Raw genomic sequence first — 20,664 nt, forward strand, 5'->3', positions numbered from 1 at the left:
TGAGCATTGCCCTCCCCCAACTCCCGCCAGCAGGCCGGAAAGAACTCACGCGAGTGCCGCAGCACCCCTGCCAGGAGGCGACGAAATGACCCGTGATCGCTCTCTCGACGTGGCCGTCACAGGTATGGCAGCCCGCTTTCCGGAGTCCGAAGACCTCGATCAGTGGTGGGCCGCTCTGCAGGCCGGCCGGATATTGACCCGGCGTCTGGAGAGAAGCGACCTGCTCGACGCCGGTGTGGAACCCGAGTTGGTCGACGACCCGCAGTATGTCCCCGTCCGCGGCTATCTGGCGGACGCCAACAATTTCGACAACGAGCTCTTCGGCATAACTCCCCGGGACGCCGAACTGATGGACCCCCAGGCGCGCCTGATGCTGGAAACCGCGTGGCGGGCTCTGGAAGACGCGGGCGTATCCCCTCTCAACGCCACGAGCCCCACGGGCGTCTACGCCTCCGCGAGTGGCAGCGCCTACCTTCGCCGCATGCTGAGCGCGGGCGGACTGGCTCCCGCGGCGCTCGAACAGGCGTTGCGCGGCACCGAGCCCGATTACCTGGCCAGCCGGATCGCGTACCGGCTCGGGCTGACAGGTCCTGCGCTCACCGTGCAGACAGCCTGTTCCTCCTCTCTCGTCGCCGTCCATACGGCCGTCCAGGCACTGCTCAACGGCGACTGCGACCAGGCCGTCGTGGTGGCCGCGGGAGTCGACTTCCCGCAGGCGGGCCACCGCTACGTGCCGGGCGGCATCCTTTCCGCCTCCGGAGTCTGCCGGCCCTTCGACGCGAACGCCGACGGCGCGGTGGCCGGCTCCGGGGTGGTGTGCCTGGTGCTGCGCCCGCTGGCGGACGCTCTCGCCTCGGGGCCGCAGCCGCACGGCGTCATCGTCGGTACGGCAATCAACAACGACGGCTCCGACAAGGCCGGCTACAACGCACCCTCCGGCCGCGGTCAGGAAGCCGTGATCCGCGCCGCGCTGCGCAACGGAGAGGTCGACGCCTCCTCCCTCGGCTATCTGGAGGCGCACGCCACGGGCACGTCAGTAGGCGACCCGATCGAGTGGTCGGCGGCTTCCGCTGCCCTCCACGGCATGGGCGCAGGCGCCGGCCAAGTGGCCCTGGGAGCGACCAAGGCCAACATCGGGCACCTGGACGCGGCGGCCGGCCTTGCCTCGCTGCTCAAGGCGCTGCTGGTGGTGAAGACGGGCACGGTGCCGCCCGTCGCCGGGTTCAGCGAGCTCAACCCCCTTCTGGAGACGGCGAATTCTCCTCTGTACGTACCCGTCGAGGCGGCTGGTTGGACAGGGCCGGCACCGCGCCGCGCCGGAGTCAGCTCGTTCGGTATCGGGGGCACCAACGCCCACGTCATCGTCGAGCAAGCCCCGCAGGCCGCTGCCGACCGAGACACGGAGGACGCGCGCGAGCGGCTGGTCGTGCTGTCCGCCGGGACGCCCGAGGCCCTGCAGCGCTCCACCGCGCGGCTCTCGGCACATCTCGGCGAGGACGGGGCCAGCCTGGCCGACGTCGCTCGTACACTCGCCACCGGCCGCGCCCAACTGCCCTGTCGCCGTGCGGTGACGGGGCGCACCAGCACCCAGGTGGCCGAGCGCCTCAGCGCGGGCCAGGGCGCCGTGCACGGCACTCCGGCAGGAGAGCCGGCCCCCGTGATCTTCCTCTTCCCGGGACAGGGCACCCAGCAGCCCGGCATGGCCCTGCCTCTTCTCGACACCCTCCCCGGCTTCTCGCAAGCGCTGGACACCTGCCTTGCCGCCTTCCCCGACGAGCAGGCGGCGACCTTGCGCCGAGCGCTGACGGACGCCGACTTCCCGGCCGCGGAACTCGAGTCGACGGCACTCGCGCAACCGGCCCTGTTCGCCGTCGAGTACGCGGCGGCAACTGCGCTGACCGCGCTGGGAATCGCCCCGTCCGTACTCGTCGGGCACAGCCTCGGGGAGATCACCGCTGCAACCCTCGCGGGAGTTCTCACGCCGACCGACGCCGCCCGGTTCGTCACCGCCCGCGGACTCGCCATGCAGGGCTGCGCGTCCGGCGCCATGCTCGCCCTGCACTGCGACGAGGCCCGAGCGACGAAGCTGATCGACGAGTACGGCGCCGGACTCGAGCTGGCCGCGGTGAACGGCCCGGAAAACTGCGTGGTGGCCGGTCCGGTCGACGCGATCGAGGCGTTCGGTTCCCGGCTCGACGACCGGATCGTCCGCCAACGGCTGCGGACGGGGAACGCCTTCCACTCAGCCCTCGTGGAGCCCGCGATCCCCGAGTTGCAGACCGCGCTGCGCGACGTCCGGCTCGCGCCTCCGTGCCTGCCGCTCGCGACCAACACCACCGGCCGGCTCGTCCCCGCGGGTGCCGAGATCAAGCCCGACATGTTCGCCGAGCAGGCCCGCCGCACGGTCAGGTTCCACGACGCGCTCACCTCGGTGTTCGCGGCCCACCCCGACGCCGTGACCGTCGAGGTCGGTCCCGGCAGGACGCTGTCGGCGTTGGCGGAGTCCGTCGGCCTGACGACCGTTCCGCTTGCCGCCGCGCGGCCCGGAAGTCCGGGCACGGGGCCGCTCGCCGCGTTGGGCGAGCTGTGGGTCATGGGGCAGCCCGTCGACCCGGCGGTGCTCTGCGAGGACGGCCGCCCGACCCGCTTGCCCGGTTACCAGTTCGCCGGTCCCGACTGGATCGCACCCGAGGCCCTGCCGGTCGAGGTGCCGACCACCGCCCCGGCACCGTCGGCGACACCCGCGCCTGCGGCCGCCGCGCCGGCCGCGGAGAGCAGGGCTTCCACGGACCCGCGGGAAACGGTGGCCCGGGCCTGGTCGGCGCACCTCGGTCGGTCCGATCTCACGGACGACGTCGACTTCTTCGAGCTCGGCGGTGACTCTCTCCTGATCACCCGCATCACCGCCGACGTCGCGGGGGAGCTCGGCCTCGACATCCCCGTCCGCGACATGCTCGCCGCCCGTACGCTCGGCGGCCAGCGCGCGGTGGTGGCGGCTCTGCTGGCGGGCGAAACGGACGAGGAAGCCGACTACCTCGACCTCAACCGGGCCCTCTGGGACGAGCGGGTGCCCATCCACACCGCCAGCGAGTACTACGACGTCGAGGGCTTCAAACGCGGCGTCGACCCGTTGCGCGAGTTCGAGCCCGGAGAAGTCGGCGACGTCACCGACAAGCGTCTGGCCCACCTGCAGTGCCACATCGGGCTGGACACGCTGGCGTGGGCACGTCGCGGGGCCCGGGTGACGGGGCTCGACTTCTCGGCTCCGGCTGTCGAGCAGGCGCGCGAACTCGCTGCCGAGCTGTCGCTCGATGCCCGGTTCGTCACCGCCGACGTCTACGAGTCGGGCGCCCTGCTCGGCACCGGTGCGTACGACATCGTCTACACCGGTGTAGGAGCCTTGTGCTGGCTGCCGGACATGCAGCAGTGGGCCGAGACGGTGGCCTCGCTGCTGGCACCCGGCGGCATGCTCTATCTCTCGGAGTTCCATCCCTTCGCGGACACCCTCGCGCCCGACGGCCGAACGGTCACGCACGACTACTTCGGCAACGGACCGCTCGTGGGCGACATGCGCGGCACCTACGCGGACACCGAGGCGTCGACGCGCAACACCCGGGCCGTCGCGTTCCAGCACGGACTCGGCGACGTCGTCTCGGCCGTTGTGACGGCGGGGATGAAGGTCGACTTCCTGCACGAACACGACAGCACGGTCTTCCAGAAGTTCCCCGCCCTCGAGGCACATGCCGACGGTGCCTTCCGTCTGCCCACCGGCCGGCCCCGGGTGCCGCTCATGTACTCGCTGCGGGCGACCAAGAAGTGATCGGCACAAGGCAGGAGGCGCTGTGAGCAATACCGAGTCCATCACCGTGCACGAGGACCGCTACCGCCCCGTGCTGGCGAACCAACGGGAAAGCCGTACGCTGCGCGCCATCTACCGGGAGGTCTACGGGGACGAATACCCGGACGACGTGCGTCCGTTCGGCTTCGTCACGAGGAGCGATCTCCGTTCCTGCGCCGGCTTCCTGGGGAAGTACGGCGTGTCCCGGCTCGTCGATGTCGGATGCGGCTGCGGTGGTCCGGGGCTCTGGGTGGCAAGGGAGCTGGCTGCCTCGCTCGCAGGCGTCGACATCGTCGGCGAGGCGGTCCAGGAGGCGGCGCGGTTCGCGAATTCCTTCGCGGACGCTCCTCCCGCCTCCTTCCTCGTCGCCAGCGCGACGGACACCGGACTGCCCGAGCGCGGATTCGACGGCGCGATGAGCATCGACGCCTTGTGGATGGTGCTGAACAAACCGGCCGCCTTCGCGGAGCTGTCCCGACTGTTGCGCCCGGGAAGTCCGCTGGTGTTCACGACGTGGGCGCCGCAGCATCTCGACTACGCGTGGTTCCTCGAACCCGCGGGTTTCCGGGACATCGGGACGGCCGAGGTGACCGGCTCGACCGAGCGCCAGCTCATGGTGTACGCGCGCATCCTCGACGAACGGGACGCACTCGCACGGGAGATGGGCGAGAGCGCGTGCCAAGTGCTCGTGGACGAGGCGCTGGAGGCTCCCCGGCCGCTGGAGACCGTACCCAGGGTCATGGTCACCGCGATCCGCGCCTGACTCGCCGAAACCGGTGGTGACGGCCTGCAAAGCCGCCACCACCGCCGCGAGTACCGCGCGCTCCCCACCCGACGACGCAACTCCCTCACAGACGGGACGGTCCGTGCAGAAGCAAGCAGATGGGCCCCCGGTGCGGTCGTCGCACCGGTCGGTCGAAGGCGTCCATGAGAAGGCGGCCGACATCGCGCGGCTGCGTCCGTCCGCGGTCGCTCTCGTTCAAGGCGACCGCCGCATGACGTACGGGGAGTTGGACGCCGCGGCAGACGCGTGGGCGGCCCAGCTCGCCGAAGCCGGCGTCGAGCAGGGCTCGCTGGTACCGGTCCTGCTGCCACGGGGCACGGAGCTCGTCACCGCGGTACTGGCGGTGCTGAAGGTGGGCGCGGCGTACGCCCTGTGCGACCCGGCCTGGCCCGACCCGCGGATCGAGGAGGTGACTCGCCAACTCGGCGCCCCCGTACTTGTGACGAACCAGGACGGCACCGAGCGAACCGATCTGCCCACCTGGGTCCCCCCGGACGGTGAGGTGTCCCCTCCCGAGGGCTTCCGGGCGGCGAGCGTCGCCGGCACCGCACCCTGCTGCGTCTTCTTCACCTCCGGCACCACGGGCGCCCCCAAGGGCGTGGTGTCGCCGCACCGCGCGACCATGCGACTCTTCCACCCGGAGGGTTTCCTGCCGTTCGGTCCCGAGACGGTGATGCCTCTGGCAGCTTCTCTCCCCTGGGACGCCTTCTCCCTGGAACTCTGGGCCGTGCTCCTCAACGGCGGCACTTCCGTGATCGTCGAGGAGCCGTATCTTTCGGCTCAGGCACTGCGGGACTCCGTGGCCGGGCACGGGGTGCAGACGGCCTGGCTCACCAGCAGCCTCTTCAACATGATCGTCGACGAGGACCCGGAAGCCTTCACGGGCCTGCGGGTCGTGATGACGGGCGGTGAACGGCTGTCGGTCCCCCGGGTACGAGCCTTCGTACGTCGGCACCCCGACGTACGCCTGGTCAATGGGTACGGCCCCGTCGAGAGCACGGTCTTCGCCACCGCCCACGACGTCTCCGAAGCCGATTGCGCGCACCCCGACGGCATCCCCGTCGGCCGACCGGTTCCCGGCACCGGCATCCACGTCCTCGACGGGAGCGCACCGTGTGCGGTGGGGCAGACCGGCGAGATCTGCGTCACCGGGGCGGGGCTGGCCCTGGGGTACCTGAACGCGGGGCGGATCGACCGGTCCGCCTTCCCGCCGACGACCGTCGGCGGGAGGAGCGAACGGACGTACCGCACCGGCGATCTGGGGTACTGGGACGACAGCGGTGTGCTGCACTACCGCGGCCGGGCCGACCGTCAACTGAAGGTCAGGGGCCACCGGATCGAGCCCGCCGAAGTAGAGCAGCAGATCGAGGCGCTGCTTCCTTCGGTGCGTGCCTGCCGGGTGGTTGCGCGCCGCAGCGCGGACGGGACGGCCGAGGGGCTGCTGGCGTTCTGCGTGCCGAGGACCCCCGGCGATCCGCTGACGGAGGCGCCGGACAGGCTGCGCGCCGCCCTCGTGTCGTACCAGCGGCCGGACCTGGTGGTAGGAGTCGACGCGTTCCCCCTGACGTCGACGGGCAAGCTCGACGAGGGGCGTCTGCTCCCTCTTGTTGCGGACGTTCCGCCTCCTGACCGTGCCCGCACGGCGCCCGCGGCGCCCCCGGAAGCAAGCGCAGGCGAGGACGGAACGGTCCGGTTGGTCCGCGAGGCCTTCGCGGCCGTCCTGAACGCGGAGGACGTCGCGGACGGGGCACCGTTCGCCGAACTCGGTGGAACGTCTCTCGATGCCGGGCGGGTGTGCTCTCGGCTCGCGGCGCGTCTCGGCTTCCCCGTCCCCCTCTCACAGTTCTACAAGGCCCCTACGGTGACCGGGGTGTCCGCGTGGATCGCCGTGCAACCGCAGGCGGCGAACGCGGAGTTGGCAGCTCCGGACGCGCCGGCGGCGGAGGCCCGCCGGAGTGACGCCGTCCCGCTGACGCCCATGCAGACGGTTCACCTCACCCGCCATCTGCTCGATCCCCCCGACCGGACCGCGTACTGCATGCTCACCTGGACGTGCAGTGGCCCGCTGGACCGTGCGGCGCTGGCTGCCGCGCTCGCGTACGTGCACCGCCGGCACGAGCCGCTGCACAGCGCGTACCTCAACACCTCGCCACCGTCCGCGCGCCCTGTGGCCATCGAGCCGCCGGCCCTGGAGCTCCTCGACGAACAGCCCTCGGCAGCAGCGGCGGTCGAAGCGCTGCGGACCGAACTCTCCGACCAGCTCGAGATCACCGAAGGAGAGGTCTGGCGTGCGGTCCTCGCGCCCGTCGCTCCGAAGGACACGGCGGTCCTCGGGATCGTGGTCCACCACATCGCCTTCGACGGCTGGTCGGAGGCGTTGCTGGCGGAGGAACTGGCCGCCGGCTACAACGCAGTGGCCCGGGGTGCCGGACATCCGGCCGAGGCGCCCCCGTCCCTGGCCGAAGCCTGGGAACGGCGCACCGCACGCCGCACGCGGGCCGATCTGGCGGCACAGCGCTCCTCCGTGCGGGAGGAGCTGGCGGACGTGCCCGAAGTGCGCTGGCCCGGTCCGCCGCCCCCCGCCGGGCAGCGCACGCCGCGCAGAGTCGAGGCTCTGCTCTCTCCCTCCGAGCTCGCCGCGCTCGATGCCCGTGCCGCCGGTGCCGGTGTCACCCGCTTCGTGCTGCTGCTCTCCGCCTATGCGCGGACTCTCGCCGCGGTCACGGGGCAGCGAGACTTCGCGGTCGGCGTGCCCGTGGCTCAGCGGGCGGACAGCGGTCTCGAGCACGCCATCGGCTGCCATGTGGAGACCGTCTGCATCAGGCTGCGGGGCTCCGCGCTGAGCGACGACGACTCCGTGCCGGCCACCGGCCGCGCCGTCGAGCGGGCGTTCGGGGCTCAGGACCTCTCGCTGTCGGAGATCCTCGACCTCGTCAGGCCGCGCAGAAGCGCCCGGCCGCCCCTCTTCCAGACCCTCTTCGTCCTCCAGGACAACACTGCGGCGACGCTCCGACTCGACGGTGTACGTACCCGCTTCGTACGGCAGCCCTACCTTCAACTGCCCCTGGAGGCACACACGGAAGCCTGGCCCCGACCCGACGGCAGCGTCCGGCTGGTACTCACCTTCCGTCCGGATGCGCTCTGCGAACAGACCGCCCACGAGTTGCTCAAGCGCTTCGTCGACCTCCTGCGCACCCGAACCTGAGGAAAAACGATGACTCTGGCCCTTGCCACCCCGGAACAACTGCTCGATCCGGAACTGCACGCCACCGGCGATCCGCACGCGCTCTGGCGCCGGATGCGGGCGGAACGGCCTGTGCACTGGCACGAACCCGGCGCGCTGCCCGGCTTCTGGTCCCTCACTCGCTACGAGCATGTCCGGGCTGTCTGCCGGGACCCCGGTACGTTCAGTTCCGCACAGGGCATCGTGCTGCGGCCCGAAAGCCACGGGCAGGACCCCGGCGGCGGCCGGACGCTGGCGCTCACCGACCCGCCGCGCCACCGGCGGCTGCGTGCCGTGGTCGCGGACTGGTTCACCTCCAGGTCGACCCGCTCGCTGGAGGAGTCGATGCGCGAGGTGGTGCGTTCGGTCATCGCGAAGGCCATCAGCGAGGGCACGTGCGACTTCGTCACCGACGTCGCCGCCAGACTGCCCCTCTACGTGATCTGCCGTCTCATGGGGGTTCCCGCGGAGGACCGCGAAACGCTCTTCCAACTGGCGGGCGTGGCGTTCGGCACCGCTGACCCCGTCGCGCAGAGCGCGGCGCACCAGGAGATCATGCAGTACTTCGTCGAGCTCATGTACCGGCGCATGGAGGAGCCCGCCGACGATCTCGTGAGCATGCTGGCGAACCGCACGGTCGAGGGCGAGCTGCTCTCCGAGGACGACATCCTCCTCAACTGCGACAACCTGCTCGTGGGCGGTACGGAGAACGTCCGGCTGGCGACGTCGGGCGGCATGCTGGCGCTCCTGGAGCGTCCCGACGAGTGGCAGCGGCTGGCTGCCGATCCCGCGCTGCTGCCGCGGGCGGTCGAAGAGATCCTGCGCTGGACGTCCAGCGCCAACGTGGTCATGCGAGTGGCCACGGCACCGACGGCCGTCGCGGGGCAGCCGATCGGAGCGGGCGACCGGCTCATGCTGTGGATACCGTCGGCCAACCGCGACGAGCAGGTCTTCGCGGAACCGGACCGCTTCGACCCCGCACGGCGGCCCAATCGCCACCTCGCGCTCGGCTCGGGAGAGCACTTCTGCCTCGGCTCCGTGCTGGCCCGGACGGAGATGCGGGTGCTGTTCCGGGAGTTGCTGGACATGGCCGTGCGCGTGGAGCAGGCGGGGCCCGCTGTCCCGGTCCGCTCGATCGTCGTCAACGGCCTGGAGAGCCTGCCGGTACGCATCGTCCCTCGGTGACGTACGGCGGCGGCACGGAGGTCCGCCCCGGGGCCGGGCAGTTCGTCCCGCACAACGTGCCGCTCCCACCGCTCCGTCGGGCAGGCCGTCGGGCGTCGGGGGCGCTGAGCCCGACGTCCACGGGGCTCACTCCGAGGTGGGCAAGGCATCGAGGTTGTCGCGCTGGCAGGCGTCGATGACCGCGAGCGCCTGCGTGCGCCTCCAGGCGCGGCACGCCCGGGCGAGGGCAGCCGGGTCGAACTCCTCGCCCAGCTCGGCTTCCACTTCGTCGGCGAGCAGCAGGCCGGGCCGCTCGATCCAGGAGACATCGATGAGGGTGCGCCTGATCAGCCGAGCGAGCGCCGTCCACTGCGCACGGGCGAGAGGCGGAAGCGTGGCCGCTTCGGCCGCCAGGAGAAGCTCCAGGGTCTCGCTCGGCAGGGTGCGAGCGGAGTCGGGGCCCCGGCGGGCTCGCGCGCGAATGGCGCGGATCGCTCCGACGGAGACGCCGAGCACCTCGGCGAGTTCGGCGGTTCCCGTCTTGCCGCGGCGGGTGGCTTCCGAGTCGATGACGCGGGCCCGCTCGTCCGCGCCGGCCGCGCGCTCGTGGTTGCCGAGCGCGATGCGCGCATCGGCGGCGGCCAACCGCTGGCGGAAGTCGGAGTATGAGGACATGCGGCACTCCTCGGAAACGGGGCTGTCTCGCCTCGCGCGCGGTGCGGCACGGGATACAGCCGGCGAAGGGGGGCGGGCGTCGAACTGCTGCTCGTCGCACGGCTTGTCGGGGTGGACCACGAGGCCCCGAGGATCTCGGTCACGGTCTCGGCGAGCCGCTCGCTGCCGGTCTCGGCGAGGCCGCTCCGTACGACAACGCGGAGTCGGTCCTCCGCGGCCCCGTCCGTACCGAAGACGGCTCGGTGAGCGTGGCGGTCCCACTCTTTCTCCCGGTCCTCCGGTCTCCGCTCCGCGAGGGGGCGATCTCCTGCATCATCCGGTCGCGGCCTCCGCGGTGAGCATCGGAAGGGAGCACCGACGAGCGCAGCCATGGCCGTCATGCACGCGCACCAGGATGCCACTGCCGGTGACGCGCGTGGAGTCAAAGTACAACTGTCCCGCGTACACACGGAGTTGGAGGTACGGCAGCTTCTCCCCGAGCCGGTTCACCGACTGCGGCGGACGGCTTCGTCGGAGGTCGATCCGTCGTCACCGGCGTCCCGCACGACCTCGCGCGCCTCCCAGCCGATCCGGGTACTGCTCACGGCCACGACGAGCGCGGACAACGAAACGAGCGCCATACCCCACACGAGGCTGCTCGCGTTCGCCACGAAGCCGATGAGCGGCGGGCCGGCCAACAGACCCGTCGTCCCCATGGCAGCCACCAGAGGCAGTGCGTTCGAGTCCTGCTTCGCGGCTGCCACGTAGACGCAAGGCGTCACCGCTGCGATCCCCAGACCGACGCAGGCGAACCCGATGAGCGCGGTGACCACACCCCCGGTGACCAGCGCGAAGGCGAGCCCCGCACACGCCAGTAGGCTGCCCAGGAGGACGACGCGGCCATCCCCCCAGCGGCTGCGCCAACCGTCCGCGAAGAGCCGGGCGAGCAGCATCATGCCCGATACGACGGCGATGCCCAGGGAGGCGATCTCCCCCGAGGCTCTCGCGACGTCCTTGAGGTAGAGGGTGGACCAGTCGTTCATGGCACCCTCGGTGACGGTGCCGAAGACCATGGCGCAGCACATCCACAACGTCACGCGGTGGGGCATCTTCCAGGCGGTGCGGGGGTTCTTCCGCGTGGACCCCGAGGGCTTGTCGTCGGCGAGCAGCCCGCCGCGCGCGCCCACCGCGAGGAGCGCGAGAAGGGCGGCCGCCACGGCGAAGTGGGCGACGACGGACGGGGTCACCACGTGCACCCCGGAGGCGAGGAGTGCCGCGAGCGCGGACCCCGCGCTGAATGTGGCGTGCAGTTTCGCCATCGTGGCGCGTCCGTGGCGTGCTTCGAGGGCTGCGCCCTGGGCGTTCATCGCCGTGTTCAGGCATCCGACGAGTACGCCGTCCACGCAGAGCACCACGAGCGCGGCGGGGTAGTTCGGCGCCGCGACCAGTGCGAGGAGGACCGCGGCGAGAGCCGGCGCCGACCAGAGCGAGAGCCGCCGCGATCCCATGCGTCCCATCAGGTATGTCACCAGCGGGAACGACACCGAAGCGCCGACGCCGGCCGCCATCAGCAGGACCCCCACCTCCGCCAGCGTGAGGCCGAGGTCCGTCTTGAGGGCCGGTAGACGAGAGACCCAGGTGGCGTACTGGAAACCGAGGGAGAAGAAGAGCGCTGCCGCGGCCAACTGGCCCCGGCGGAACGGGTCGTGGAGTCTCGACACGGGGCTATCTCGATTCATGCTGCTGCAGAGGCGGACTTGGGGCATGGGCCGGCAGCGGTGCCAGCATGTAGACGGCGTCGGAGTCGTAACCGCCCGTGGTGACCACTCCGAGTCGCGGCGTGAACCCTCGGGTTGTCCAGAACCCTTCGCTTCCGCCGACCGCGACCAGCGACAGCTGCTCGTACCCGAGGTACTCCGCCGTCCTGACGAGGTGTCCCAGCAGCCGCCGGGCCATACCCCGATGCCGCAGCGAGGCGGCGACGACGAGGTCGTGCAGGTGAAGGTTGCGCGACGGAAAGGCGGTTGCCGCCTCTTGCCGCAGATCCGGGCAGCGGTCGGGCGGGTAGGGGAAGGCGAGCAGGTAGCCGGCCGCCCGGCCGTCGGCTTCGAGCACGAAGCAGGTTTCCGGGGAGAGCCGCGCCCGGGACCGCAGGATCTTCCGCCCCTCCGACAGGCCCAGTTCCGCGTAGGCCATGAACTCCATCTCCGCGATGGAGTCCCAGTCCCGGGCCTGTATCCGGCGTATCGGCGCGACGTTGCTCACCAGTCGCCGCCCGTACAGGTGCGGCGCAGCGGTACGAAGCCGTTGAAGCCCTCGGTCATGTAGCTGACCGCGTACGCGCCGCAGGACCCGATCTCCACCGGATCGCCCGAGTGCAGGTCCTCCGGCACCCGGACCAGCCCGTGTGCGGAGGGGTAGGCGTCGTCGCTGTCGCAGGTGGGCCCCGCCACGACCGCGGGTACCGTCCGCTGTGCGGTGTGCGAAGGGAAGACGAGGCGGTATTGGAGCGCGTCCATCTCGTACAGGCCGTTGAACTTGCCGACGCTCAGATACAGCCACCGTTGCCGACCGCCGTCCGGTAGGTGGCGCTCCGTCATCCGGATCACGCGCGCGTGGATCGTGCCGTGATCGGCCACCAGGTACCGCCCCGGCTCCATGACGGTCTTGAGGTGTTCGCCGTGGATCCGGCGCAGTCCCGCCGTCCCCTCGCGAAGCACGTGGAAGATCTTCTCGATCGGCGGGTGCAGGGGATTCCCGTGTCGGTCGAGGTAGTTGAGCGCGGGGAGCCCACCGCCGAGATTGACGTGGCTCAGGACGATTCCGTGTCGGGCAAGGGCCCGCATAGCCGTGTCGAGCCGCTCGAAGGCGTCGGTCCAGGCGTCGGGGTTCATCTGCTGTGAGCCGACGTGCACCGAGAGGCCGGAGGGGACCAGGCCGCCGGCCTCGGCTGCCCTCAGGATGCGCACGGCGCTCTCGGGCGAGCAGCCGAACTTGTGCTTGAGGCCCCACAGGGCTCCGTCACCGGTGGTGGCCAACCGGCAGAAGACCCGCGCCCCGGGAGCCCAGCGTGCCAGGGCCTCGACGTCCTCGAGGCTGTCGGTGGCGAAGTCCCTGATGCCCAAGCGGTGCGCGTCGGCCATGTCCTGATCCGACTTGACCGTGTTGCCGTAGTGCATGCGGGCGGGCCAGGCGCCGACTCGCAGCGCCTGCTCCACCTCGGGCACGCTCGCCGCGTCGATGCCGGAGCCGAGTCCGGTCAGGCCGGCGAGTACGCCGTCGACCGGACATGCCTTCATGGCGAAGCGGACGTCGACACCGGGCAGTTCTCGACACAGGGTCTCGTACCGCTCCCGCACGCCGTCCAGGTCGAATACGATCCGGTCGTCCCCGGGCTCTTCGCTCCGGGCGGACGGCAGAAGGCGCTCGTCGGTCACAGGACCGCCCGCCGGGGACCGGGCTCCGCACCGTACAAGGCCGTGTCGCGCGCGGCGCCCACCAATGCGCCCCACGCTTCCGTCAGGACGGCGAAATCACGGATGTCGTCGCGGACTTCCTCGAGCAGGCTCGTCCGCCGGGACGCCAGCGCATCGGCGAAGTCCGCGTACTTTCCGCCGAGCTTTCGGTAGGCGACGTCGATCCGGTCCAGCCGCTCGCGATTCTCTTCCTGGTCGAGCTCCGTACTCCGCCGTGCGAACTCGGCGACGGCAGTGGCGCGCACCCGCAGCCGCTCGTCGAGCAACGAGGAACCGGCTTCGGCCAGCCGGTCGTAGAGGAAGTTGAAATAGAGCATGGAGAGGAGGAACTTCACGAAACGGCCCTGGTACGCGACGAATCCAGCGCTGGTTCTCCGCTCGGGCGTGTAGTAGTTGACGATGTTGCGGTTGTGCAGCACGCCGGGGAGTGCGGCGTTGTACACCAGGTGGACAAGGAAGTAGTCGCTGCCGATCGTGTCGGTCGCGGGTGGCAACGGCACCTGGGCATGCACGCCGTGAAATGCGATGTTGCACATGTCGACGCGCATGGGATCGACCAAGGTGAGCAACGAGTGGTCCTGCGCGAACAGCTCCTGACCCGCACCGCGGAAGGATTCCTCGACGAGCTGCCGTTTCTGCGCGGCCGACCAGTCCCTCGGCGCCCACAGGCTGACTATCTCCTGATAGGCGTCCGGATCGACGCGCGCGATCTCGTCGATGTCCACGGACGGTTCGCCCACGAAGGAGCTTCCCACCATCGCTACGCGCCGACCGGCATTCTCCTCGGCCAGAACTGTCTCCGAGACCACGTCCGCCACGTCCGCGGCCTGCTTGCCGATGCAGGCGAGTTCGTGGTGGACGGGGAAGACGGCCTCGCCGTTCGGGCCGCTCTGGTAGTTGCTGTCGGAATCCCTGCGGTGCACGGAAGTGCAGCCGAGCGCGAAGGCGATGAGGAAGGCCCGGTTGGTACAGGCGCCGTACGACACCCGCTCCGGGAGCATGAGCTCGAGAAGCCGACCCGGCTCCGCGGTACCGGTTCTCCCGATCACCCGTTCCAGGAAGTCCCGTTGCTCGGACTCGCTCAGGTGGTGGACGGTGATGCGGGGGTGCCGGGGCAGGGCACGGACGGCCTCCGCGTGCTGGGCGTACACCGATGCGTCGCAGGAGTCGAGGATCAGGAGGTGGACTTCCACGGGGTGGTTGTCGACGGCGTAGGCCGCCTCCTGGCCGAGGCCGGCAATGCTCTCGGCGCACGGGCGGTTGGTCGGAAGAGTCAGGCAGATGCGCTGCATTCTGCCTCCCCCGCCGCTTCGTCGAAGTCCTGCCCGTGCCAGGACCGCAGGCCGAGAAGCTTCTCTCCGAGTTCGCTCAACGCCGCGGGCCCGTACCGCTCGGACTCCGGCCGCAACGCGTCGCCGAGCAAGGTGCCGTTCCAGGTCGGCGTGGTGACGTTGCGCCAGGAATCGACGCGGGAGCGGCGGAGCTCCGCGTGGCCGTCGAGAGCAGGCATCATCGCCAGGTACTGCACCGCTCGGACACCGTCCGAAGTGCGGTTCGGGCCGACGCCGTGGGCCAGGTGGCCGTTGAAGATCAGCAGGTCTCCGGCCTGCAAGTCCGGCCGGACCACGGGGAGTTCGTTCCGGTCGATCGCCGGCCGGATCGGATCGCGATCGTCCGGCTGGAGCGCCGCCCATCGGTCGAGCGTGCGGAAGAGTTCGGGACAGCACTGGAAGCCGCCGTGCTCGGGACCGGTGTCGTTGAGTGCGACGATGCCCTGAACCCGTTGCGGGGGCACTGCCAGCGTGGTGTCGACGTCCCAGTGCAGTTCGATGTCGAAGCCGCGCTCACGGGACTCGATCAGTGAACGGTCCCGGGTCCCCGAATTCGGCGGGTTCAGATTCATCCGGTCCAGAGTCACCCACAACTCCTCGCAGTCCCATACGTCGACGAACGCGTCGTACACACGCCGGGTCTGGCGGCTGTCCCACAGAAGTTGGTGGTGATAGGCCTCGACGAAGCCGTAGATGTGCAGCTCCCTGTCGAGTTCCGAGCGGTACTCCTGCTCTTCGTACCACGTCTCGGGACGGTCAGGATCAAGCCCTTGGAAATCCCACGCGAAATCCAGCAGGCGCTTCGCCGCCTCCGGCTCGATCGCCCGCTTGACCACAACGTAGCCGTAGGTCTGCCAGAAAGTGAAGTCCTCTTGTGACAGCACTCTGAGGGGCCGTGACTTCTCCAGGTCGCGCAGTCGTGTCGGGGCCAGGTATGTCTCACCGTCAGAGCTGAAATAAGGGAGGTCGGAAGCGGCGCGGTGCAGATAGGGGGATGCCGTTGACATGCGTACTGGTACTCCAAAGCTCGGTGCGGGAGGTGACGGCTGCACGCGGGCGCGAACGTCCGGGCCCCAGCCGGAGCGCAGCCACGGCGCTCTCTCGGCGGTCGCAGCAGACTTCGAGTAGCGCACGTCGGAAGAGGACCCGGTTCCGCTTCTTCCCGGGGCCCTCGCGTCGTGACCGTAGCTCAGTAAAGGTGGACTGGACCAATGGCTCGTGTCAACCCGCTCGCCGCTCCAGGTCGGCAGCAACACGCCCCCGTTTTCGGGGAGTTGGGAACCGGCGCGACTGCTCGGCGCTAGCCTTGGCCGTTCGTGGCGCCGTCAGCCCGCCGGCGCGGGCTCCGCGCCCGGCACCGGCCGGCGACCCGGCTGCCGCGTCGGGGCGGAGTCCGGTCCTGCTGCAGGGAAGCGGGTGGTACTGACCGTCGGAGCAGGGGGTGTGCTGTTTGGCCGAGACCAGGAAGACATGCGAGCCGGCCGGCCGAGGATCTGACGATGGCCGGCCACCGGCCCGGAAGGCAGGCATGACCTCCCACGCCACCAACACCCCATCGACGACCGACGCTCGAGCCGTCGGACGATGACTGCCGCTGACGGTGACGCCGACCGGACCCGGACAGCGGGCCTCTTCTCGGACACCCACCGGTCCCGGACGCTTCCCGTTGCCGCCGCCTTCGTGCTCCTGGCCTCCGCCGCGTTCGCACTCAACACGGTCATGCCCGTGGCCGCGCAATCCCTCGACGGGATGCCGTGGTACGCGGTGGCGTTCGGCGGCTACCTCACCGCGAGCCTCGTGGGCACTGTGCTGGGCGGCCGGTGGGCGGACCAACGCGGCCCTGCGACCCCGCTCTTCGTATCGGGCCTGTGCTTCGTCACCGGCTCGATACTCGCCGGAGCCGCCCTGTCGATGCCCATGTTCCTCGTCGGCCGGTTCCTCCAGGGCCTCGGCGGCGGAGCCCTGACGGTCACGCTGTACGTGGTCGTGGGGCACGGCTATCCGAGCGCGCTGCGTCCCCGTATGTTCTCGCTCGTCACGGCCTGCTGGGTGCTGCCGTCGATGATCGGCCCCTTCGTCGCCGGAGCGGTGACTGAACACCTGTCGTGGCGTTGGGTTTTCCACGGCATCGCCGTCCTCGCGCTGGGCACGCTGGGCCTGCTCAGGCGTCCGCTTTCCGGCCTGCGCGCGCACGAGTCGGCACCGCCCGGCCGTAGTCGGCTGATCCCCGCCGTCCTCGTCGCCCTGGGCGTCGGCGTGCTGCAGTACGCCGGTTCCCGGCCGTCGCCCCTCACCGCCGGGCTGTCGGTGGCCGCGCTCGTCGCCGTGGCCGCGTGCCTGCCGCGCCTGTTGCCCGCAGGGACCCTGCGAGCCCGGCGGGGTGTTCCGTCCCTGGTGCTGCTGCGGGGCTTTGCGGCCGCGGGTTACTTCGTTGTTGAGTCGTACATTCCGCTTCTGCTGGTCAAGGCCCACCACTGGACGCCCACGGAGGCCGGGGCCTCCCTGACGTTCGCGTCGCTGAGCTGGGCCGGAGCCTCGTGGCTCCAAGGCCGGCCCGGTCTCCGTCTGCCCCGCGCAAGGGTCGTGCAACTGGGCGCACTGACGCACACGGCAGGGGTCGCGGCGGTCATGGTCGGCGTGGCGCGCGAGTTGCACCCGGTGGCGGCGCCCGCGGGGTTCGTCGTCTCCGCCTTCGGCATGGGGCTGCTCCTGCCCGGTATCGGCGTCCTCGTTCTCGATCGCTCCCCGACCGGGCTCCACGGCGCCCGCACGGCCGCCCTCCAACTCGCCGACAGCCTGTGCAGCGTCCTGCTCATCGGCGTGTGCGGCGCCCTCTTCAACGCACTGTCCACGGGCACCACGGCGTTCACCACCGTTTTCGCAGCGGCTGTCGCCACGACCGTTGTCGCCTGCCTCACCGCCCGACGCATCGACGCACCCCAGGAGACCGACCATGCTCCGCTACGACCTCATCGGCCGACGTGACATCAGGCTCGCCTCGGACGCGCCGGTTCCTCGGCCCGGCCCCTCCGAAGTGCTCGTACGGGTCCGCTCGTGCTCCGTGTGCAACCGCAGCGACCTTGCCTACTACCACTGGTTCGGTGCACGCGAACACTGCGCCCAGGGCTGCTTCGGGCACGAAGTGGCAGGGGTCGTGGAAGCCGTGGGACCTGGGGTGACGCGGGTGGGTCCCGGCAGCCGCGTCTTCGTCCGCACCCCGCTGACCACCGGTTACGCCGAGTTCGCGCTGGCCCGCGAAATATCCGTCGGAATGCTGCCCGACCACGTGCCGTTCGAGCAGGGATCGATCCTGCAACTGCTGCCACTGGCTGTGCACGCCACCCGCGGCGTCCGCCTCGGCGACCGGGTGGCCGTCGTCGGGCAGGGACCGGTCGGGCAGATGGCCCTGCGCGTGGCGCGGCAACGCGGGGCTGCGGAGGTCGCAGCGGTCGACGTGGACGGCTGGCGGCTGGAGCGTTCGCGACTGGCCGGTGCCGACTCGGTGCGTCAGGTGGACGGTTCCGCCGCCCAACTTGCCGCCGTGGGAGCGGAGTTCGACGTGGCCGTCGACGCGGTGGGCACGCCCACCACTCTCAACGCCTGTGTAGGTCTGGTACGGCGCAACGGTCTCGTCGTCATGCTCGGCACGCACCACGTCGACACGCACGTCACGGTCGACCTGGTCACCTGGGAACGCAAGGGCCTGCGGGTGCACAGCTCGGCGGAGCCGGAGGACACCGCGAAGGCTTCGGCGATGGCCGTGGCCGAGCGCCTGGTCGGCGAGAGGTGGGCGAACCTGCGCATCGGTGAACTGCACACCCATACCTATGCGTTGACCGATCTGCCGTCGGCTGTCGAACATCTCTCGGCGAGCCGCGTGCTGCACCCGGACGGGGAGCCGGCTCCGTACTCCGGCCCGCCCGCCGAGACGCTGAAGGTGGCGATCGTTCCGTGAGGTGGGGCGTCGCGGGATACGGCGACGTCGTCGCACGACGGGTACTCCCCGCTCTGCGCACCCTCGGCGAGGAACCCGTGGCGCTGTGGGGTCGTGACCGCCGGCGGGCGGCCGAGCAGGCGTCGCTGCACGGCGTCGACCGCGCGGACGACGACCCGGCTGTGCTGCTCACCGGGACGGACGCGGTGTACGTCGCCACACCGGTGAGCCTCCATCTCCCGTTCGCCCAGGCGGCGATGGCGGCCGGGCTGCCGGTGCTGGTGGAGAAGCCGCTGTGCGGAACCGTCCCGCGCGCCGGGGTCGATCTGCCGGCGCGTGGCGGTGCGGGCGTCGCGTACTACCGGCGGCTCGCTCCCGCCGTGCGCCGCATGGCGTACGAGCTGGCCGAGGCCGGGACCGGTCCCGTCCGCGCCGAGGTGCGCTTCCGGATGCCTTTCGCCCCCGGTCCTGACCACTCGATGTACTGGCGCACCGACGTGCGGGTCAGCGGCGGGGGTGTGCTCGCGGACGCCGGCAGCCACCGCGTCGACCTGCTGCTGGCCCTGCTGGGGCCGCCGGCGGAGGTCCGAGCCCGCCTGACGGGCCGCTTCCCCGGCGGTGCCGAGCGCCGCGCCGAGGTCCGCATGCGCTGGCCGGAGGGCGACCGTGCGGACTGCCTGTTCGAGTGGAGCGACGGCCCGCCGACCGACTCCTTCGTGGTGGAGCGCGGCTTCCGGACGGTCGTGCTCGACCCCCTCGACGGCGGACGGCTCCGGCGGGCGGACCGCGACGGGGTGGTGGAACTCTTCCTCCCGCCGGCCGAGAACCCGCACCGACCGCTCGTTGCCGACTTCGTCGCCGCGGTGGCAGCCGGTGTTCCGCCGGTCTGCCCGCTGACGGAGGCTGAGCGCGTCGACGCGGTCCTGGTGGCGGCGGCCCGCTCCGACTCGGCCGGCGGGCGTCCCGTCACGCCGGTCCTGTGAACTTGTCCCGCAGTCCGTACTCCGTTCCGGGACGCCAACTCATCGGCTCCACATGGGCGTTGAACGGTGTGCCGTCGTCGCGGACCATCAGTGGCCGGGGGTGGTCGAGGTGGAGCAACTGGTCGTCGTAGCGGACGAGTCGGTCGGTCGCGGCCAGCCGCGCGGCGAAGTCGTCGTCCTCGCCGCCCCAGCCCTCGTAGCGTTCGTCGAAGCCGCCCACCCGGTGGAAGGTCTCCGTACGGAGCCAGACGCAGCCGCCGGGCGGCTCGCGCAGCAGCAGGCCCCGCAGCACGTCCTCGGGCACGTCGGCAGCGCCCTGCCCGGTGCGCAGTTCCACGGCGTTGCGGGAGGAGACCGCGTCGAGCGAGAGCGACCAGCGGAACGGCAGGTGGGCGCCGTGGGTGCCGCTGCTCAGCCTGCCGACGTTGCGTGCCACGAACGCGCGGTCGACGAGGATGTCGGCGTCGAGGACGCACAGGTAGGGCAGCGAGTCGGCGCGGGCGTCGACGGCGCCCACGTTCACCGTCCAGGACTTGTTGAACGTCCCCTGCTTCGGGGCGAACACGTAGCGGTCGACCAGCGGCTCGATCAACGCGCGGGAGCGGGGGGCGCCGTCGGACTCGACGACCATGACCCGGTGCCCCGGCCCCTCCGCCTGGTCGGCCAACGCACGCAGACAGGCGAGGAGGTTGGAGGTGCGGGCGCCGCCCTCGCGGTCGCGGAACGGGATGACGATCCAGACCTCCGCCGGGCCGGCCTGGGCGGTGGCCGAGGCCGCGCGGTGCGGTTCCGCAGCGGGCAGGCGGCCGGTGTGCCGGTCCCCGAGGTGGTAGTCGATCCAGATGTGCCGGTCGGCCGCGGCAGCCTCGGCGGCGAGTGCCCGCGTCTCCTCGGGACAGGTCGCCAGCAGGGACCGGAGGCTGTCGCGGAGGGCGGCGTGGCGGGGCCAGTCGGCGGGGTCCTCGGTCAGCGACCGGTAGGCAGCGCGAGCCTGTCCGGTGTCGTCAGCACGGTCCAGGAAGGCGCGCAGCGCACCGTCGACAGCGCGGTAGTGGTCGGTGCTCTTCTCCCAGTAGTCGGCAGCGATCGAGGGGACGGCCGGATCGTGCGCGAGTACGGCGTAGGCCGTCAGCCGGCGGGCAGCGACGGTGTGGTGCTCTTCGGCGGGCGCTGTCACGGCCGCACTCCAATCGTGACGAGGTGGGATGTGTCTGTGCACGGGGCCCTAGGTGTGTTGTTCGGGGAGGTTGGTGACGCGGCTGGCGGGGGTTTGGCCT

14 protein-coding genes and 2 pseudogenes are annotated in these 20,664 nt (G+C 71.0%); 9 read left to right on the top strand and 7 right to left on the bottom strand.

Annotation, left to right across the window (positions count from 1 at the left end; genetic code table 11):
* Positions 1 to 85: 85 nt before the first annotated feature.
* The 6 genes and pseudogenes from UWG_RS34320 to UWG_RS0125535 form a co-directional block, all read left to right on the top strand.
* A pseudogene (locus UWG_RS34320) lies at positions 86 to 1,600 on the top strand (beta-ketoacyl synthase N-terminal-like domain-containing protein); the annotation flags it as partial.
* Between the two features lie 72 nt (positions 1,601 to 1,672).
* Positions 1,673 to 2,479: pseudogene (locus UWG_RS34325) on the top strand (acyltransferase domain-containing protein); the annotation flags it as partial.
* A gap of 114 nt (positions 2,480 to 2,593) precedes the next feature.
* On the top strand, positions 2,594 to 3,820 hold the full coding sequence (locus UWG_RS34330; protein ID WP_420235645.1) for a methyltransferase: 1,227 nt from the start codon (positions 2,594 to 2,596) through the stop codon (positions 3,818 to 3,820).
* A gap of 22 nt (positions 3,821 to 3,842) precedes the next feature.
* A complete protein-coding gene (locus UWG_RS31825) occupies positions 3,843 to 4,601 on the top strand; it encodes a class I SAM-dependent methyltransferase (RefSeq protein ID WP_016910033.1) in 759 nt (252 codons plus the stop codon).
* A gap of 130 nt (positions 4,602 to 4,731) precedes the next feature.
* On the top strand, positions 4,732 to 7,827 hold the full coding sequence (locus UWG_RS0125530) for a non-ribosomal peptide synthetase (RefSeq protein WP_016910034.1): 3,096 nt from the start codon (positions 4,732 to 4,734) through the stop codon (positions 7,825 to 7,827).
* 9 nt (positions 7,828 to 7,836) lie between these two features.
* The gene (locus UWG_RS0125535) at positions 7,837 to 9,030 is read left to right on the top strand and encodes a cytochrome P450 (RefSeq protein WP_016910035.1); all 1,194 of its coding nucleotides are present in this window, start codon (positions 7,837 to 7,839) and stop codon (positions 9,028 to 9,030) included.
* A gap of 126 nt (positions 9,031 to 9,156) precedes the next feature.
* On the opposite strand, the gene UWG_RS0125540 is transcribed toward UWG_RS0125535, so the two are convergent.
* The 6 genes from UWG_RS0125540 to UWG_RS0125570 all read right to left on the bottom strand — a co-directional run bounded on the left by UWG_RS0125540 (position 9,157) and on the right by UWG_RS0125570 (position 15,477).
* The gene (locus tag UWG_RS0125540) at positions 9,157 to 9,684 is read right to left on the bottom strand and encodes a hypothetical protein (RefSeq protein WP_016910036.1); all 528 of its coding nucleotides are present in this window, start codon (positions 9,682 to 9,684) and stop codon (positions 9,157 to 9,159) included.
* Positions 9,685 to 10,169: 485 nt separating this feature from the next.
* A complete protein-coding gene (locus UWG_RS0125550; RefSeq protein ID WP_016910038.1) occupies positions 10,170 to 11,384 on the bottom strand; it encodes an MFS transporter in 1,215 nt (404 codons plus the stop codon).
* Positions 11,385 to 11,388: 4 nt separating this feature from the next.
* Positions 11,389 to 11,928 carry a GNAT family N-acetyltransferase gene (locus UWG_RS0125555; RefSeq protein ID WP_016910039.1) on the bottom strand — a complete coding sequence of 180 codons (540 nt, stop codon included), beginning with the start codon at positions 11,926 to 11,928 and terminating at the stop codon, positions 11,389 to 11,391.
* Entirely contained in the window at positions 11,925 to 13,100 is a 1,176-nt protein-coding gene (locus tag UWG_RS0125560) for a type III PLP-dependent enzyme (RefSeq protein WP_016910040.1), read from the bottom strand. The genes UWG_RS0125555 and UWG_RS0125560 overlap by 4 nt, the downstream gene beginning before the upstream one ends.
* Positions 13,097 to 14,431, bottom strand: coding sequence for a DUF6271 family protein (locus tag UWG_RS0125565; protein WP_016910041.1), 1,335 nt, complete (start codon positions 14,429 to 14,431; stop codon positions 13,097 to 13,099). The genes UWG_RS0125560 and UWG_RS0125565 overlap by 4 nt, the downstream gene beginning before the upstream one ends.
* Positions 14,413 to 15,477 carry a phytanoyl-CoA dioxygenase family protein gene (locus tag UWG_RS0125570; RefSeq protein WP_029391770.1) on the bottom strand — a complete coding sequence of 355 codons (1,065 nt, stop codon included), beginning with the start codon at positions 15,475 to 15,477 and terminating at the stop codon, positions 14,413 to 14,415. Before UWG_RS0125570 ends, UWG_RS0125565 begins: the two co-directional genes overlap by 19 nt.
* A 577-nt stretch (positions 15,478 to 16,054) precedes the next feature.
* Between UWG_RS0125570 and UWG_RS31050 the strand changes: the two genes are divergently transcribed.
* The 3 genes from UWG_RS31050 to UWG_RS31830 are packed head-to-tail and all read left to right on the top strand — an operon-like array spanning position 16,055 to position 19,387.
* Complete coding sequence (locus UWG_RS31050; RefSeq protein ID WP_016910043.1) at positions 16,055 to 17,455, top strand: MFS transporter; 1,401 nt, start codon at positions 16,055 to 16,057, stop codon at positions 17,453 to 17,455.
* Positions 17,424 to 18,425, top strand: a complete 1,002-nt coding sequence (locus UWG_RS0125580) for a zinc-dependent alcohol dehydrogenase (RefSeq protein WP_016910044.1) — start codon at positions 17,424 to 17,426, stop codon at positions 18,423 to 18,425. Before UWG_RS31050 ends, UWG_RS0125580 begins: the two co-directional genes overlap by 32 nt.
* Positions 18,422 to 19,387, top strand: a complete 966-nt coding sequence (locus UWG_RS31830) for a Gfo/Idh/MocA family oxidoreductase (RefSeq protein WP_016910045.1) — start codon at positions 18,422 to 18,424, stop codon at positions 19,385 to 19,387. Before UWG_RS0125580 ends, UWG_RS31830 begins: the two co-directional genes overlap by 4 nt.
* Here UWG_RS31830 and UWG_RS33280 read toward each other — a convergent pair.
* Positions 19,371 to 20,564, bottom strand: a complete 1,194-nt coding sequence (locus UWG_RS33280) for a galactosyltransferase-related protein (RefSeq protein ID WP_016910046.1) — start codon at positions 20,562 to 20,564, stop codon at positions 19,371 to 19,373. The two genes, UWG_RS31830 and UWG_RS33280, sit on opposite strands and share 17 nt — an antisense overlap.
* Between the last annotated feature and the right edge of the window lie 100 nt (positions 20,565 to 20,664).

The organism is Streptomyces xiaopingdaonensis (assembly GCF_000262345.1).
GTDB classification, from domain to species: domain Bacteria; phylum Actinomycetota; class Actinomycetes; order Streptomycetales; family Streptomycetaceae; genus Streptomyces; species Streptomyces xiaopingdaonensis.

Bases quoted from the DNA above. Each gene is read 5' to 3' on its own strand.
- UWG_RS34330 (WP_420235645.1), top strand. From the start codon at position 2,594: ATGGGGCAGCCCGTCGACCCGGCGGTGCTCTGCGAGGACGGCCGCCCG.
- UWG_RS0125535 (WP_016910035.1), top strand. From the start codon at position 7,837: ATGACTCTGGCCCTTGCCACCCCGGAACAACTGCTCGATCCGGAACTG.
- UWG_RS0125540 (WP_016910036.1), bottom strand. From the start codon at position 9,684: ATGTCCTCATACTCCGACTTCCGCCAGCGGTTGGCCGCCGCCGATGCG.
- UWG_RS0125565 (WP_016910041.1), bottom strand. From the start codon at position 14,431: ATGCAGCGCATCTGCCTGACTCTTCCGACCAACCGCCCGTGCGCCGAG.
- UWG_RS0125570 (WP_029391770.1), bottom strand. From the start codon at position 15,477: ATGTCAACGGCATCCCCCTATCTGCACCGCGCCGCTTCCGACCTCCCT.
- UWG_RS31050 (WP_016910043.1), top strand. From the start codon at position 16,055: ATGACTGCCGCTGACGGTGACGCCGACCGGACCCGGACAGCGGGCCTC.
- UWG_RS0125580 (WP_016910044.1), top strand. From the start codon at position 17,424: ATGCTCCGCTACGACCTCATCGGCCGACGTGACATCAGGCTCGCCTCG.